General features: G+C 69.3%; 17 protein-coding genes. 11 read left to right on the top strand and 6 right to left on the bottom strand.

Annotation, left to right across the window (positions count from 1 at the left end; all coding sequences use genetic code 11):
• The first annotated feature begins 201 nt into the window (after positions 1-201).
• The gene (locus tag ASD47_RS10910; RefSeq protein ID WP_056755778.1) at positions 202-1,095 is read left to right on the top strand and encodes a 5'-methylthioadenosine/S-adenosylhomocysteine nucleosidase; all 894 of its coding nucleotides are present in this window, start codon (positions 202-204) and stop codon (positions 1,093-1,095) included.
• 126 nt (positions 1,096-1,221) lie between these two features.
• Here the strand turns inward: ASD47_RS10910 and ASD47_RS10905 are convergent, their stop codons facing one another.
• Complete coding sequence (locus tag ASD47_RS10905) at positions 1,222-2,184, bottom strand: ABC transporter ATP-binding protein (protein ID WP_056755775.1); 963 nt, start codon at positions 2,182-2,184, stop codon at positions 1,222-1,224.
• A gap of 144 nt (positions 2,185-2,328) precedes the next feature.
• On the opposite strand from ASD47_RS10905, the gene ASD47_RS10900 reads away from it, so the two are divergent.
• The 3 genes from ASD47_RS10900 to ASD47_RS10890 all read left to right on the top strand — a co-directional run bounded on the left by ASD47_RS10900 (position 2,329) and on the right by ASD47_RS10890 (position 5,180).
• Positions 2,329-2,613 carry a zinc-finger domain-containing protein gene (locus tag ASD47_RS10900; RefSeq protein WP_082564574.1) on the top strand — a complete coding sequence of 95 codons (285 nt, stop codon included), beginning with the start codon at positions 2,329-2,331 and terminating at the stop codon, positions 2,611-2,613.
• Between the two features lie 12 nt (positions 2,614-2,625).
• Positions 2,626-3,057, top strand: a complete 432-nt coding sequence (locus ASD47_RS10895; protein WP_028040450.1) for an acyl-CoA thioesterase — start codon at positions 2,626-2,628, stop codon at positions 3,055-3,057.
• A gap of 872 nt (positions 3,058-3,929) precedes the next feature.
• A complete protein-coding gene (locus ASD47_RS10890; RefSeq protein ID WP_056755771.1) occupies positions 3,930-5,180 on the top strand; it encodes a UbiH/UbiF/VisC/COQ6 family ubiquinone biosynthesis hydroxylase in 1,251 nt (416 codons plus the stop codon).
• 131 nt (positions 5,181-5,311) lie between these two features.
• On the opposite strand, the gene ASD47_RS10885 is transcribed toward ASD47_RS10890, so the two are convergent.
• The 4 genes from ASD47_RS10885 to ASD47_RS10870 form a co-directional block, all read right to left on the bottom strand.
• Positions 5,312-5,512, bottom strand: coding sequence for a Trm112 family protein (locus tag ASD47_RS10885; protein ID WP_056755768.1), 201 nt, complete (start codon positions 5,510-5,512; stop codon positions 5,312-5,314).
• A 153-nt stretch (positions 5,513-5,665) separates the two neighbouring features.
• Positions 5,666-6,331: an LON peptidase substrate-binding domain-containing protein gene (locus ASD47_RS10880; RefSeq protein WP_056755765.1), complete on the bottom strand. Its 666-nt coding sequence runs from the start codon at positions 6,329-6,331 to the stop codon at positions 5,666-5,668.
• A 29-nt stretch (positions 6,332-6,360) separates the two neighbouring features.
• Positions 6,361-7,290, bottom strand: coding sequence for a co-chaperone YbbN (locus ASD47_RS10875; RefSeq protein WP_056755762.1), 930 nt, complete (start codon positions 7,288-7,290; stop codon positions 6,361-6,363).
• 129 nt (positions 7,291-7,419) lie between these two features.
• Positions 7,420-7,926, bottom strand: coding sequence for a prolyl-tRNA synthetase associated domain-containing protein (locus ASD47_RS10870; RefSeq protein WP_056756056.1), 507 nt, complete (start codon positions 7,924-7,926; stop codon positions 7,420-7,422).
• An 84-nt stretch (positions 7,927-8,010) separates the two neighbouring features.
• Here ASD47_RS10870 and ASD47_RS10865 point away from each other — a divergent pair, with 84 nt between their 5' ends.
• The 5 genes from ASD47_RS10865 (at position 8,011) to ASD47_RS10845 (ending at position 11,114) form a co-directional block, all read left to right on the top strand.
• Positions 8,011-8,754 carry a DUF6065 family protein gene (locus ASD47_RS10865; RefSeq protein ID WP_056755760.1) on the top strand — a complete coding sequence of 248 codons (744 nt, stop codon included), beginning with the start codon at positions 8,011-8,013 and terminating at the stop codon, positions 8,752-8,754.
• Positions 8,755-8,777: 23 nt separating this feature from the next.
• On the top strand, positions 8,778-9,170 hold the full coding sequence (locus tag ASD47_RS10860) for a hypothetical protein (protein ID WP_156402206.1): 393 nt from the start codon (positions 8,778-8,780) through the stop codon (positions 9,168-9,170).
• A gap of 200 nt (positions 9,171-9,370) precedes the next feature.
• Positions 9,371-9,928, top strand: a complete 558-nt coding sequence (locus ASD47_RS10855; RefSeq protein ID WP_056755755.1) for a hypothetical protein — start codon at positions 9,371-9,373, stop codon at positions 9,926-9,928.
• A gap of 2 nt (positions 9,929-9,930) precedes the next feature.
• Complete coding sequence (locus ASD47_RS10850; RefSeq protein WP_056755752.1) at positions 9,931-10,233, top strand: transcriptional regulator; 303 nt, start codon at positions 9,931-9,933, stop codon at positions 10,231-10,233.
• A 191-nt stretch (positions 10,234-10,424) separates the two neighbouring features.
• Positions 10,425-11,114, top strand: coding sequence for an alternative oxidase (locus ASD47_RS10845; RefSeq protein ID WP_056755749.1), 690 nt, complete (start codon positions 10,425-10,427; stop codon positions 11,112-11,114).
• A 214-nt stretch (positions 11,115-11,328) separates the two neighbouring features.
• Here ASD47_RS10845 and glmM read toward each other — a convergent pair whose 3' ends face one another.
• On the bottom strand, positions 11,329-12,675 hold the full coding sequence (gene glmM / locus ASD47_RS10840) for a phosphoglucosamine mutase (protein WP_056755747.1): 1,347 nt from the start codon (positions 12,673-12,675) through the stop codon (positions 11,329-11,331).
• Between the two features lie 155 nt (positions 12,676-12,830).
• On the opposite strand from glmM, the gene glmS reads away from it, so the two are divergent.
• Entirely contained in the window at positions 12,831-14,663 is a 1,833-nt protein-coding gene (gene glmS, locus ASD47_RS10835; RefSeq protein ID WP_056755743.1) for a glutamine--fructose-6-phosphate transaminase (isomerizing), read from the top strand.
• A gap of 94 nt (positions 14,664-14,757) precedes the next feature.
• Positions 14,758-14,878 (top strand): helix-turn-helix domain-containing protein (locus ASD47_RS26100; RefSeq protein WP_156402205.1); only part of this gene is annotated, 121 nt, incomplete at its 3' end.

The raw sequence follows: 14,878 nt of genomic DNA, 5'->3' as shown, positions 1-14,878 counted from the left end.
CCGGCGGTGAACCTCCACCGATGCGGCCCGCGACGCAATCGGGGATCGTCGGGATGGTCTGCCCCGCCCTGCGCTGCCCGCCCGCGAGGCGTCGGCGCCCGATCCTTGGCTCGGCGGCGCGGGAGGCCTCGCCTCCTGGCCAGCGCGGCGGCTAGGGTGGCCGGCGAATCGCCTTCACCCGAAGCCGCCCCGAAAGCCGCCATGCGCCTCCTCCTGACCCTGCTGCTGGCCAGCGCGCCCCTTTCCGCCCACGCCGCCGAGCCTCTGGATCCCGCCCCGCGCACGGCGGTGATCAGCGCGTTCCCGCCGGAACTGGCGGCCCTGGAGGCGGCGACGGTCGACAAGCGCGAATACGCCGCCGCCGGGACCCGGTTTGTCACCGGGATCCTGGAGGGCAAGCCGGTGGTGCTGTTCCTCAGCGGGATCAGCATGGTCAACGCCGCCATGACCACCCAGGGGGCCCTGGACCGGTTCAGGATCGAGCGGATCGTCTTTTCGGGCGTGGCCGGCGGGGCCGACCCGGCCCTGGAGGTCGGCGACGTGGTCGCCCCCGAGCGCTGGGTGCAGTCGTCGGAGATGGCCTATGCCCGCGAGGTTCCCGGCGGCTTCGCCCCGACGCCGGGCCTGACCGACGGCCGGACGAACTTCGGCATGATGTATCCGCGCGCCGTGACCGTGGCCCGCGACGACGGCAAGCCCGAGGACTTGAAGGACTTTCCGGTCGATCCGGCCCTGCTGGACCTGGCCCGCCGCAGCGTCGCGGGCCTGACCTTGAAGCGCTGCGCCGCCGACCAGTGCCTGGCCAAGCCGCCCAAGGTGGTGGTCGGCGGGGTGGGCGGCTCGGAGCCGGTATTCGTCGACAACGCCGCCTTCCGGCAATACGCCCACGATGTGTTCGGGGCCCGGGTGCTGGACATGGAAAGCGCCGCCGTCGCCCAGGTGGCCTATGTCAACCGCACGCCGTTCATCGCCTTCCGCAGCCTGTCGGACCTGGCCGGCGGCGATCCGGCCGGCAACCAGTTCCCGGTGTTCCTGAAGTTCGCGGCCGAGAACTCGGCGACGGTGGTCCGGGCGTTCGTCAAGGCGCTGCCTTAATTCCTCCCCCTGTGGGGGAGGTGTCGGCGAAGCCGACGGAGGGGGGAGTGATCCACCGCCTGCCCTATCCCCCCACCGGCCCATTCGGGCCGCCTCCCCCACAGGGGGAGGGCCTTTTAGGCAAGTTCAGGTCTTCAGCGGGTCCTTCGCGTTAGGATCGCCGTAGGTCAGCGACACGAACACGTCCTCCAGGTCCGGGTCCTCGGTGGCGATGTCCTTGATCTTCAGCCCCTCGGCGCGGACCGCCGCCAGCACCTGTTCGACGCTGGACTGGCCGGTGCGGTACGAGACCGAGAAGGCCCCGGCCCCGCGCAGCCGGGTCTCGAAACCCGGCAGCAGCGGGGCGACGGTGACGGGCTCTTCGGGCGTGACCACCACGTTGCGGCTGTCCATCCGGCGCAGCAGGGTTCCGGTCGGCTCGCAGACCACCACTTCGCCGCGGTTGACGATGGCGATCTGGTCGCACAGCTCCTGGGCCTCTTCCAGATAGTGGGTGGTCAGGACGATGGTCACGCCCAGCTGGTTGAGGCCGGTCACATATTGCCAGAGCTGGCGGCGCAGCTCGACGTCGACCCCGGCGGTGGGCTCGTCGAGGATCAGCACCGGCGGCTGGTGGACCATGGCCTTGGCCACCATCAGCCGGCGCTTCATGCCGCCCGATAGCTGGCGGACATAGGCGTTGGCCTTGTCGCCCAGGCCCAGGGCGTTGAGCAGCTCGTCGGTGCGGCGCTCGTTCTTGGGCACGCCGTAGAAGCCGGCCTGCACCTCCAGCGACTCGCGCGGGGTGAAGAACACGTCGGCGGCCAGCTCCTGGGGCACCACGCCGATGGCGGCGCGGGCGTCGCGCGGCCGCTCGTCGATGTCGCGGCCCCAGATCCGCACCTTGCCCGAGCTCTTGCGGGTCAGGCCGGCCAGGATGTTGATGAAGGTCGACTTGCCCGCGCCGTTCGGCCCCAGCAGCCCGAAGATCGAGCCGCGCGGCACCTTCAGGTCGATGCCGTTCAGGGCCCGCTTTTCCGGCGCGGTCTTGGTGGCGGGATAGGTCTTGAACAGGCCTTCGGCTTCGATCGCGTAGGCGGGCAGGTCCATGGAGCGTCCAGATGCGCCGCTTTGCAGCGGTATTGGGAAACGAAGGGGCGCGCCTTCAATTGACGACGGCGCGATGGGTCGCATAGGTATGCCTGCATCGCCGCCACGCCAAGGCCGCGTCTGATTTTCAAGGGTTTCACGAACATGGCGCGCAAGGCCAAGTCCACCGCTCCCACCGCCATGGAGCCCACGGTCGTCGACGTCGGCGCTGGTCCCGCCCCGGAAACCGTGATGGTCCGCTCCCACCGCATCGCCTGCGACGGCGTCGGCGGCGCCCTGGGCCATCCGCGCGTCTGGCTGGAGATGGGCGCGGCCGGCTTCGTCGACTGCCCCTATTGCGACCGCCGCTTCGTGGCCTCGACCGCCGCCGGCCACGACGAGGACGAGCAGCTGGCCCCGGGGGTCTACGAAGGCTCCGGCGGCCACTAGGCCACCGCCGCGATGACCGACATCATCCCCGCGCTGCAGCGCGCCGAATCCCTGGCCAAGGCCTGGGAGGCCGCCGAGTGGCCGCACGAGCCGCCGGTGCTGCGGGCCATCGCCATGCCGTCCGACACCAATCCCGAGGGCGACATCTTCGGCGGCTGGCTGCTGTCGCAGATGGACCTGGCGGCGGCCTCGATCGCCTTCCACCGCGCGGCGGGCCGCTGCGCGACCATCGCCGTCGATGGCATGACCTTCCTCAGCCCGGTGTTCGTCGGCGACGAGGTCAGCCTGTTCGCCAAGGTGGTCCATGTGGGCCGCACCTCGCTGAAGGTCGAGGTCGAGGCCTGGCGCCGCCGCCGCGACGGCGAGCAGGCCCACAAGGTGACGCAAGGGGTGTTCACCTTCGTGGCCATCGGCGAGGACCGCAAGCCGCGGCCGCTGCCCTAGGCGCAAGCGGCTCCGCCCCCTCCGGGGGCGGACAGACCGCGCAGCGGTCAGGTGGGGGCGAGTGTTGGCGGACACGACTTTGCTTCCTCACGCGATCTCTCGCTGAGCTGATGGAAAGGGACGCGGAGCGCCGGACATCGTCCGGAGTTCTTTGATAAATACCGTTTCGACAAAGCCGATCGCTCCGCGCGATGCGTTTTCCGCCAGCGTCCGGTGGGCAGCCCTGTTGAGGCTTAGCCGGACCCGGTCTCGATCCCTTTSGGGAGAAACCGGACGCCGGGGGCGCGGGCCTATGGGCATACTCGCGCTTTATCCCCGTTCGACGCCGACGACGGGCGGGCTCCCCAACGATGGAAGGCCCCGGACACGCTGGAGTAACCCCCTCCAGCCCAGTCCCGCTCGATCGCCCCCCGCCGCCGCATCGGTCGCTGGCCATGCGCCNCCCAACGATGGAAGGCCCCGGACACGCTGGAGTAACCCCCTCCAGCCCAGTCCCGCTCGATCGCCCCCCGCCGCCGCATCGGTCGCTGGCCATGCGCCCTTTCCATGCAACGAGGTGGGTACAGGATACGGGCGGGCTGGAGGGGTGAGGATAAGTTAGGTCGAGAAAGTTCAGGACGTTGAAATCGCTAGACTTTGTTGGCTGAGCGCCGAGCATAGAACCCTTCCCTCCCCTTTATGGGGAGGGTGGCCCTGGCGGCGCCAGGGTCGGGTGGGGCCTGCTGAGTCAGCAGGTCCAGCACCGTCCAGCACCCTGCACCGATCCCCCACCCGACCCGCTACGCGGACCACCCTCCCCACAAGGGGGAGGGGAAGATCGGTTGCGAGAACCACCCCTAGACACCACCGCCCCGTGCGCGCCATATCCGCCCATGCGCGACCACGACGCCGACGTCATCATCGCCGGAGCCGGCATGGCCGGGACCACCCTGGCGCTCGCCCTGGCCTCGGCGGGGGTCAAGGCCCTGCTGGTCGATCCCCAGCCGTTCGACGCCCAGTTGGCGGAAAGCTTCGACGGCCGCTCGTCGGCCATCGCCTATTCGTCGTTCCGCCAGTGGCGGGCGATCGGGGCCGGCGCGGCCCTGGCGCCCCACGCCCAGCGCATCGAGCAGATCCTGGTCACCGACGGCAAGACCCCCGGACCGAGCACGGGCGGACCTTCGCCGTTCTTCCTGCGCTTCGACAGCGGCGAGATCGCCGACCGTTCCGAGGGCGAGCCCCTGGGCTACCTGATCGAGAACCGCCAGATCCGCGCCGCCCTGGCCCGGACGGTGCTCGACAAGGGCATTACCGTGCTGGCCCCGGCGGCCGCCAAGGCGCTGGAGGTCACCCCGGCCGGCGCGACCCTGACCCTGACCGACGGCCGGGCCCTCAGCGCCCCGCTAGTGGTCAGCGCCGAGGGCCGCAACGGCGTGCTGCGCAAGGCCGCCGGCATCGGCGACATCGGCTGGAGCTACGGCCAGAGCGGCGTCGTGGCCACCGTCCGCATGGAGCATCCGCACCAGGGCGTGGCCCACGAATATTTCCTGCCCAGCGGCCCGTTCGCCATTCTTCCGCTGACGGACAATCGCGCCAGCCTGGTCTGGACCGAGAGCACCGACCGGGCCGAAGCCCTGCGCGGCGCTTCGCCCGAAGCCTTCCACGCCCACTTGATGCGGCGGTTCGGCGAGTTCCTGGGCGGGGTCGAGATGGCCGGCCCGACCTTCGTCTACCCGCTGTCGCTGTCGCTGGCCGAGCGGCTGGTCGCCCCGCGCCTGGCCCTGATCGGCGACGCCGCCCACGGCGTGCACCCGATCGCCGGCCAGGGCCTGAACCTGGGCCTGAAGGACGCCGCGGCCCTGGCCGAGGTGGTGGCCGAGGCCCTGCGCAATGGCGAGGACATCGGCGCCGAGGCGACGCTGGAGCGCTACGCCCGCTGGCGGCGGTTCGACAATGTCAGCAACGCCCTGGCCTTCGACGGCTTCGTGCGCCTGTTCTCCAACGACAACCCGTTGCTGCGCCTGGCGCGCGGCGTCGGCATGGCGGCGGTCAACCGCATCGCCCCGGCCCGCCGGTTCTTCATGCACGAGGCCGGCGGCGGGGTGGGCGACCTGCCTAAGCTGCTGCGAGGCGTGGCGCTTTAGCGTTCCTCCTCCTGTGGGGGGAGGCGATCGCGAAGCGATCGGTGGGGGAGCCTTGGCGAGGCGGGATCACTCCCCCCTCCGTCGGCTGCGCCGACACCTCCCCCACAGGGGGAGGACCTACAGCGCGTCCGCTACTCTTCCAGGCTGCGGGCTTCCTCGGGCAGCATGATCGGCACGCCGTCGCGGATCGGATAGGCCAGCTTGGCCGCGTTGCTGATCAGCTCGCCGCGGGCGCGGTCGTAGAACAGCGGCGCGCGGCTGACCGGACAGACCAGCACCTCCAGAAGGCGCGGGTCGAGATCGGCGGGCGGAGGCGGCGGAGCGGCGGTCATGGGGCGTGTTGTAGGCGGTTTTTCACCGGCGGCAAACGTCTTGCGTCCTTCGAGGCCCGCTGCACGGGCGCCTCAGGATGAGGCGCGTCGTGGCTGCGAGTTCCTCATCCTGAGGTGCGAGCCGAAGGCGAGCCTCGAAGGACGCAAGACCGCCTATTGGATCATCGTCGGGTCTTCGTCGTCGCCGGCCGCCGCGTCGATCTCCAGCAGGGCCACCAGGGTGTCGCGGCGCTCGGCCAGGGTCGGGGCCTCGAGCAGGGCCTGTTTCTCGACCGGCTCGAACGGCAGGGCCATGGCCAGGCTGTTGATCAGGGCGTCGGACGGCGCGGCCTCGGCGCTGCTCCAGTCGATGGCCAGGCCGCGGTGGTCCAGATAGCGGCGCAGGGCGTCCAGCAGGGACGACGGATCACCGGCCGTGGCGCTGTCGGGCGCCCCTTCGCGCAGGTCGGCCTCGAACGCCGTGAAGTCGGCGCGCACCTGGCGATAGGGCCCGCGGGCCGGCAGCTCGTCGCCGACCCGGAAGCGGCAGACCCCGGTCAGGGTGACCAGGTAGCGGCCGTCGCTGGTCTCGGCGAAGCTGGTCACCCGGCCCGCGCAGCCGACGGGCGCCAGGTTGGGCCGCTCGACGTCGCCGCCCGGGCGGGTCTGGACCATGCCGATGATCCGCTCGCCCGACATGGCGTCGTCGAACATGTTCAGATAGCGCGGCTCGAAGATGTTCAGCGGCAGCTGCCCGCCCGGCAGCAGCAGGGCGCCGTCCAGCGGGAACACCGGGATCACCAGCGGCAGGTCGTCCGCCCTTCGATAGGATCCTGGCATGCGACGCTCCCTTATCCGGCCAACCTGGCCTAGCTGAACAGGATCGATGACAGCCGCTTGCGGCCGGCCTTGGCGACTTCCGACGCGTAGCCGGCGGCCTCGAACACGGTCAGCAGCTGCTTGCGGGCCGCCTCGTCGTTCCAGGCACGGTCGCGTTCGATGATGGTCAGAAGATGGTCGGAAGCGGCCTGAAGCTGGCCGGCGCCGGCCAGGGCCTTGGCCAGTTCGAAGCGGGCCTCGTGGTCGTCGGGGTTGGCGGCCAGGCGCTTTTCGAACGGCGCGGTCTCGGACGGGGCGTCCTCGGCCAGGGCCAGGGCGGCGCGAACGCTTTCCAGGTCCGGGTCCTTGGCGCCGGCCGGAGCCGTGGCGGCCACCTCGCGGGCGCCCTCCAGGTCGCCGCCGGCCAGGTAGCAGCGGGCCAGGCCGCCGATGGCCTTGACGTTGGCCGGATCCATCTGCAGCACCTGGGCGAAGGCCTGGGCCGCGCCGCCCAGGTCGCCGAGGTCCAGCGACTCCTTGGCCATGGCCAGCAGGGCGTCGACGTCGCTCTCGGCCGGCGGCCCGGCCAGGCGGTCGATGAACGCCTTGACCTGGCTCTCGGGCAGCGCGCCCTGGAAACCGTCGACCGGCTGGCCGTTGACGAAGGCGTAGACGGTGGGGATCGACTGCACGCGCAGCTGGCCCGAATAGCCGGGGTTCTTGTCGACGTCGATCTTGACCAGCTTGACCGCGCCGCCGGCGGCGTTGACCGCCTTTTCCAGGGCCGGGGTCAGCTGGCGGCACGGGCCGCACCATGTGGCCCAGAAGTCGACGATCACCGGCTGGGTCTTGGAGGCCTCGATCACGTCGGCCATGAAGCTGGCGTCCGTGCCGTCCTTGATGTGCGGGCTCTTGCCCCCCCCTTGCCCATTGGGGCCGCCGGCTTGGATGGGAGCGGGTTTTTCGCCGATCAGGGCCATGGGGTCTCTCTAATACGCGGGTCTTGAACGCATGGGGCGCCGAATGGATCGGCGGGGGCGGGACGCAGGCGTCCCCTCCCGGCGGCCAAGATGGTCTCTCGGGGCGCGGTTCGCAATCGGTCGATCGGCTTAATGAACGACCGCCATGGCCGCGAAATCGACGATCATCGGCGTGACCCCCAGGGCCGCCAGGAACCGACGGAAGCCCGCCTGCGACACGGCCGTGGTGGCGTCGTTGGACAGAGGATGGAAGTTGACCGGGTCGGCCTTGGCAAGCGCCGCGTCGAGCACGAAGCGCACGCGATGGTCGGTGTCGTTGATCAGGCCGAAGGCGGTGACCGAGCCCGGCGTGACCCCAAGGGTTTCCAGCATCAGGTCCGCGTTGCCGAACGACAGCCGGCCCGAGCCGATCACCGTGTGCAGGCGCTTCAGGTCGATCGCCGTCTCGCCCAGCGCCGAGATCAGCCACAGCTGGCCCTTGGCGTCCTTGAGGAACAGGTTCTTGGTATGGCCGCCGGGCAGGGCCGCCTTGATCTCCAGCCCCTCCTCCACGCGGAACACCGGCGGATGGTCGAGGGTGGCGTGAGCGACGCCGTGGGCGTCGAGGAAAGACAACAGGTCGGCGCGGGTCTTCATCGAGGTCTTCATGGGGGGACTTCCTAGCCGAGCCCGCGCCGGCTAGACCAGACGCAAGACCAGCTAGGGAAGAAGAGAGCCGGCATGGAACTGGAGTGCTATCCCACCGAGGCCCGCCCGCCGGAGATCGTGCCGGGACGACCCCAGCGGGCCTGGATGGACCATTTCGCCGACCGCCATCCCTATCGCTGCCTGCCCCTGACCATGGCCAACACCACCGGCTGGGAGATCCTGTGCCCGGTCGGCTTCACGGCGACCTGGGACGGCGGGGCGCACCAGAACTGCATCACCTTCCGCTCCGACCACCCGCATCCGGGCTTCGACGACTTCGTCAAGTCGCACTTCTCGCGCGGGACCATCACCTTCCACACCGGCTACCTGTTCCGCACCCCGCCGGGCTGGTCGATCTGGACCATGGGCCCGCCGAACCACGTCAAGGACGGCGTCCAGCCGCTGGCGGGGCTGGTCGAGACCGACTGGCTGCCCTTCCCCTTCACGATGAACTGGATCTTCACCCGCCCCGGCACGGTGCGCTTCGAGAAGGGCGAGCCGTTCTGCTTCTTCATGATGATCCAGGACAAGCCGCTGGAGCAGGTGCAGCCGGTGATCCGGTCGATGAACTCCAATCCGGACCTGCGCAAGCAGTACGACACCTGGGCCGCCAAGCGCGGCGAGTTCAACGCCCGGATCTTCAAGCGCGAGCCCGAGGCGATGAAGGAGGCGTGGCAGCGCTTCTACTTCAAGGGCGAGTATCCCGAGGAGGTCGAGGCCCCGGCCCCGGCGGCGCACGTCAACAAGCGCCGGCTGAAGGCGCCGAAGATCGGGTGAGGACGCGACCGCACCGCACGCCGTTGTCGATCTGGATCGTGGTCGGAATCCTGAGCTTGCTGTTGGCCGGGCATGCCGCCTCCCTCTTGGCGCTCTTGCTCGGAAAGCCGCTGGCTCAGCCTTGGTCGGACTTTCTTCTGGCGGTGCTTCTCGTGACCTTCCAGATCGTGGGTCTTGTCAGAATGAGCCGCTGGCCGGTCATCGTTCAGATCGTGATGGTATTGGGCAACATCGCCGTCCAGTACGCGACCAATCCCCACTGGACGGACCGCTATCCGATCTTCGGGCCATTCGCGGTCATCATTCCCTTGGTCGCCTACCTTGCTTGCACCCTGCCACACTGGCGCAAGATGAACTGGGCTCTGTTCGGGCGGCCGTATCGACCGGTCGAGAACCAGGCCGAGATCTTCGCCTAAGCGCGTCGTTCCAAACGGTTGTCATCCCGGGCGTAGCGAAGACCCGGAACCGCCGGAAGCGCCGAGTTCACGCGTCGGTCCGGGATCGGCGCGCTTCCCCATCGGCCTTGTCGGCAGAACACTCTGCTTGACAGAGCATCAACGCATGATAACTCTGCATCACAGAGCGCTCTGGGCGCGAACTTGCAGAGGAGGGTGCGATGGGCATTTCCAAGACCGAGGCGGCGTCCGCGCTGGCCGATATCGAGAGCACGACCGGCCGCGGCCGATTGCTGAAGACCTACCAGGTCAGCGGGCCGATCCTGATGGTCTGGGGCGTCGTCTGGGCGGCGGGCTACACCGCCATGGGCGTGCTGCCGCCCGAACGCTGGGGCCTGGCCTGGCTGATATTGGACGCGATCGGCATCGCGGCGAGCCTCCTGCTCGGCCGCCGCGGCGACAAGGCCGCGGCCAAGGCGGGCCAGGGCTGGAAGGTCGGGGCCGCCATCGTGGCGATCATGGCCTTCATGGCGGCCACCTATGTGGTTTTCCGACCCACGTCGGTCGAACCGGCCATCGTCTATCCGGGGCTGATGACCGGCCTGGTCTACGCCGGCGCCGGCATCGCCTTCGCCCCTCGCTACCTGTGGATCGGCGCGGCGATCTTCGTCGCCAGCCTGGTCGGCTTCTTCTTTTTCCAGCCGTGGCTGGCCTTCTGGATGGCGGCGGTCGGCGGCGGCGGGCTGTTCGTGGGCGGCCTGTGGCTGCGGAGGGCGTGAGCATGGCCGAACTCGACGAACTGATCCATCAGCCCCTGCGGCTGAAGATCATGGCCGCGCTGCACGCCGAGCGCGACGCCGACCCGGTGGAGTTCTCGCGCCTCAAGGCCGTGACCCAGGCCACCGACGGCAACCTGGGCAGCCACCTGACCTCCCTGGAAAAGGCCGGCTACGTGGCGATCGCCAAGGACTTCGTCGGCAAGAAGCCCCGCACCCGCGTGGCCCTGACCCCCGCCGGCCGCAAGGCCTTCCGCCGCCACGTCGACTACCTGCGCGCCGTCGTCGAGGGCGTGGACGGCGACTAGACCTCTCCCGCCCCCTCTCCCGAAAGGGCGAGGGGGTCTTTTTCGGCGCCTTCAAGCCTCGGCGAACGGGGATACGTAGCCTCCCTTAGGGAGCGTCCGTTAGGGGGCGCTCCCGAATTTCGCGGCGGACGGCGCGGGCGTATCACGGCGTCATGAACGGTCCGACACGGGCCGAACCGGGGATAACCGCCATGACCAGCCCAGCCATTGACCTGACCGTCCACCACAAGCCCACCGGCGCCTCGGACCGCGTCGCCTACGGCTTCGTCAAGCTGCTGCGCTTCTTCGCCGACACCTTCTTCGCCAAGCGCTACGGCCACCGGGCCGTGGTCCTGGAAACCGTGGCGGCCGTGCCTGGCATGGTCGGCGCGACGCTGAACCACCTGAAGTGCCTGCGCCGGATGGAGGACGACCGGGGCTGGATCAAGACCCTGATGGACGAGGCCGAAAACGAGCGGATGCACCTGATGACCTTCATCCAGGTGGCCAAGCCGACGATGTTCGAACGCTTCGTGGTCGTGGCCGCCCAGTGGGTGTTCTACCTGTTCTTCTTCGGCCTCTATCTCGTCTCCTCCAAGACCGCCCACCGCGTGGTCGGCTATTTCGAGGAAGAAGCGGTGATCAGCTACACCCACTACCTGACCGAGATCGACGAAGGCCGGTCCGAGAACGTGGCCGCGCCGCAGATCGCGCTGGACTACTGGAACCTGCCAGCCGGCGCGACCCTGCGCGACGTGGTCGAGGTGGTGCGCGCCGACGAGGCCCACCACCGCGACGTCAACCACGGCTTCGCCAACGAACTGCGCGGCCTGCCGCACGGCCAGATCGCGCCCTGCCCGCCGCACGTGGTGCTGGAACCGAACTGGAAGACGGCTGCCTGACGCCGCCCGCCAGCTCAGGTCCGCGCGCGCCCCGAGGGTCCACCCTCGGGGCGCAGTGCGTTTCGGGACTCAGATAACGGCGTCGAACCCCCTGCGTGATCCTGGTCCTTCGACAGGTTCAGGATGAGGATCGTTTCGGCGCCGGCGCTGGAAAACCTCATCCTGAGCTTGTCGAAGGACGAGGTTTCGCCCCCCGGGGCCGCAGGTTCTGCGACTAAACCGCCTTCACCGCCGAGACGATCGACCGGACCACCTTCTTGACCAGCGCCGGGTCGTCGCCCTCGGCCATGATGCGGATCAGGGGCTCGGTGCCGGACGGGCGGACCACGATGCGGCCCGCGCCGTTCAGCTGGGCCTCGCCGTCGGCGATGGCCTCCTTGACGGTCTTGTGCTCCAGCGGCTTGCCGCCGGCGAAGCGGACGTTTTCTAGCAGCTGCGGCACCGGCTCGAACTGGCGGCCCAGGGCGCTCATCGGCTGCCCGGTCTGGATCATCACCGCCATGACCTGCAGGGCCGCGATCAGGCCGTCGCCGGTGGTCGAGAAGTCCGACAGGATCACGTGGCCCGACTGCTCGCCGCCGATATTGAAGCCGCCCTCGCGCATGCGGGCCATCACATAGCGGTCGCCGACGCTGGTGCGCTCCAGCTTCAGGCCGTTGTCGGTCATCAGCCGCTCGAGGCCGAGATTGGACATGACAGTGGCGACCACGCCGCCCGACTTCAGCTTGCCGGCCTTGGCCAGGGCCAGGGCGATGATGGCCATGATCTGGTCGCCGTCGACCACCACGCCCTTCTCGTCGCAGATCACCAGCCGGTCAGCGTCGCCGTCCAGGGCCACGCCGATGTCGGCCCGGTATTCCCGCACCAGCTTGGCCATGGCTTCGGGGTGGGTGGAGCCGCATTCGGCGTTGATGTTGGTCCCGTCAGGGGTGACCCCGACCTCGATCACCTCGGCGCCCAGCTCGTAGAGGGCGGTGGGGGCCACGCGATAGGCCGCGCCATGGGCGCAGTCGATCACCACCCTCAGGCCCGACAGCGACAGGTGGCGCGGGAAGGTGGCCTTGACGATCTCGACATAGCGGGCCTGGGCGTCGTCGATGCGCTTGACCCGGCCCAGGCCGCGCGGCGGCGCCAGGCCTTCCTGCAGGCCCTCGTCCATCAGGACCTCGATCTTCAGCTCCTGCTCGTCCGACAGCTTGTAGCCATCGGGGCCGAACAGCTTGATGCCGTTGTCGGCGAAGTCGTTGTGGCTGGCGCTGATCATCACGCCCAGGTCGGCCCGCATCGAGCGGGTCATCATCGCCACGGCCGGGGTGGGCAGCGGTCCGAACAGCCGCACGTCCATGCCGACGCTGGCGAAGCCGGCGACCAGGGCCGGCTCGATCATGTAGCCCGACAGGCGGGTGTCCTTGCCGATCACCACCAGGTGGCGGCGGTCGTCCTGCGAGCGGAACAGCTTGCCGGCCGCCAGGCCGACCCGCAGGGCGACCTCCGCGGTCATCGGATGCTTGTTGGCCTGGCCGCGGATGCCGTCGGTGCCGAAATAGGCGCGCTTGCTCATGGTCTGGTCTCGGTTAGATCTAGGTCGGACGGCGTAATGATCCGAAATGCAGATTTATGAGGGCTGGATCTGCACGAATGCTAAAGGCCCAGCGCGAAATAACCCGCATCGTAGCAATAGTCCCAGGCGCGGCGTTCTACAAAGGATCATGGCCCATGTGCGGCATCATCGGCATCGTCGGAAAAGAACCCGTCGCCGGGCGCCTGGTCGACAGCCTCAAGCGGCTCGAATATCGCGGCTACGACTCGGCCGGCGTCGCGGCGGTCGTGGACGGCCCAGGGGGCGGCAGGGTCGAGCGCCGGCGAGCCCAAGGCAAGATCAGGAACCTGGAGGCCGTGCTGGCCGAACAGCCCCTGGTCGCCCGCAACGGCATCGGCCACGTCCGCTGGGCCACCCATGGCGCGCCCACCGTCACCAACGCCCACCCCCACACCGCCGGCCGCGTCACCCTGGTGCACAACGGCATCATCGAGAACTTCGCCGAGCTGAAGGCCGAGCTGAAGGCGGCCGGCCGCACGTTCGAGAGCGACACCGACACCGAGGTCATCGCCCAGCTGATCGACGCCGAGCTGGCCACGGGCCTGGCGCCGCTGGAGGCGTTCAAGGCCACGCTCGACCGCCTGACCGGGGCCTACGCCCTGGCGGTGCTGATCGAGGGCGCCGACAATCTGGTCCTGGGGGCGCGTCGTGGAAGTCCCCTGGTGGTCGGCGAGGGCCAGGGCGAGATGTTCCTGGGCTCGGACGCCCTGGCCGTCGGCCCGTTCACCAACCGGGTGATCTATCTGGAGGAGGGCGACTACGTGGCCATCGACCACGACAGCGCCAGGATCTTCGACGCCTCGGGCGCGTCCGTCCAGCGCCCGGTCAAGGTGGTCCCCGCCTCGGCGGTGATGATGGAGAAGGGCAACTACCGGCACTTCATGGAAAAGGAGATCCACGACCAACCGGAAGGCTGCCAGCGGACGATCTCGGCCTATGTCGACGCCCTGACCGCCCGCACCGCCATACCGGGCGACGTCGACTTCAAGGCGCTGGAGCGGATCCAGATCGTCGCCTGCGGCACCTCCTACATCGCCGGGGTGATCGGCAAGTACCTGATCGAGCAGCTGGCCGACCTGCCGGTCGACGTCGAGATCGCCTCGGAATTCCGCTACCGACAGCCGGCCCTGCGGCCCGGCTCGCTGGTTATCGCCATGTCGCAGTCGGGCGAGACCGCCGACACCCTGGCGGCCCTGCGCTACTGCAAGGCCAAGGGCATGAAGAGCGCCGTGGTGGTCAACGCCCAGGAATCGACCATGGCCCGCGAAGTCGACGTGGTCTGGCCGATCCACTGCGGGCCCGAGATCGGCGTGGCCTCGACCAAGGCCTTCACCGCCCAGGTCAGCGTGATGATCGCCCTGGCCGTCGCCGCCGCCAAGGCGCGCGGGACGATCGACGCCGCCGAGGAGCAGCGGATGGTCCGGCTGATGCTGGAGGCCCCGCGGCTGATCGCCGAGGCCATCGGCCTGGAGGACGCCCTCAAGGAGATCGCCTTCGACATCGCCAAGGCCCGCGACGTGCTGTTCCTGGGCCGCGGCCCGATGTCGGCCCTGGCCCTGGAAGGCGCGCTGAAACTGAAGGAGATCAGCTACATCCACGCCGAGGGCTACGCCGCCGGCGAGCTGAAGCACGGTCCGATCGCCCTGGTCGACGACCAGACGCCGATCATCATCCTGGCCCCCTACGACAGCTATTTCGAGAAGTCGGCCTCGAACATGAGCGAGGTGATGGCGCGCGGCGGCCAGGTGGTGTTCATCACCGACCCCGAAGGCGCCCGGCACGCCCCGGCCGGCGCCCGCGTGGTGGTCACCGCCCCGGCCAGCGATCCGCTGGTGTCGACCCTGGTGATGTCGGCCCCCATCCAGCTCCTGGCCTATCACGTCGCCGTGGTGAAGGGCGCCGACGTCGACCAGCCGCGGAACCTGGCCAAGTCGGTGACGGTGGAATGACCTCGACGCCGGGGCGCCGGGAACTGTTCGTCCGGCTTGCCGGAGCGCGAGCCGGAAGCTAGAGGCTGGAAGGTCAGGTTTCGAAGGTCCCGCCATGTCGGATCGCAAGTACACAGCGCCGGCCCTGGAGAAGGGGCTGGACATCCTCGATCTGCTGGCGGCCCACGGCCAGGCCATGACCCTTTCCCAGATCTCGGTGGCGCTGGAACGGTCGG

It is taken from the genome of Caulobacter sp. Root1472 (assembly GCF_001426985.1).
GTDB classification, from domain to species: domain Bacteria; phylum Pseudomonadota; class Alphaproteobacteria; order Caulobacterales; family Caulobacteraceae; genus Caulobacter; species Caulobacter rhizosphaerae.
The sequence above is the reverse complement of the archived record's forward strand: the minus strand, read 5'-3'. Positions and strand labels throughout refer to the sequence as shown.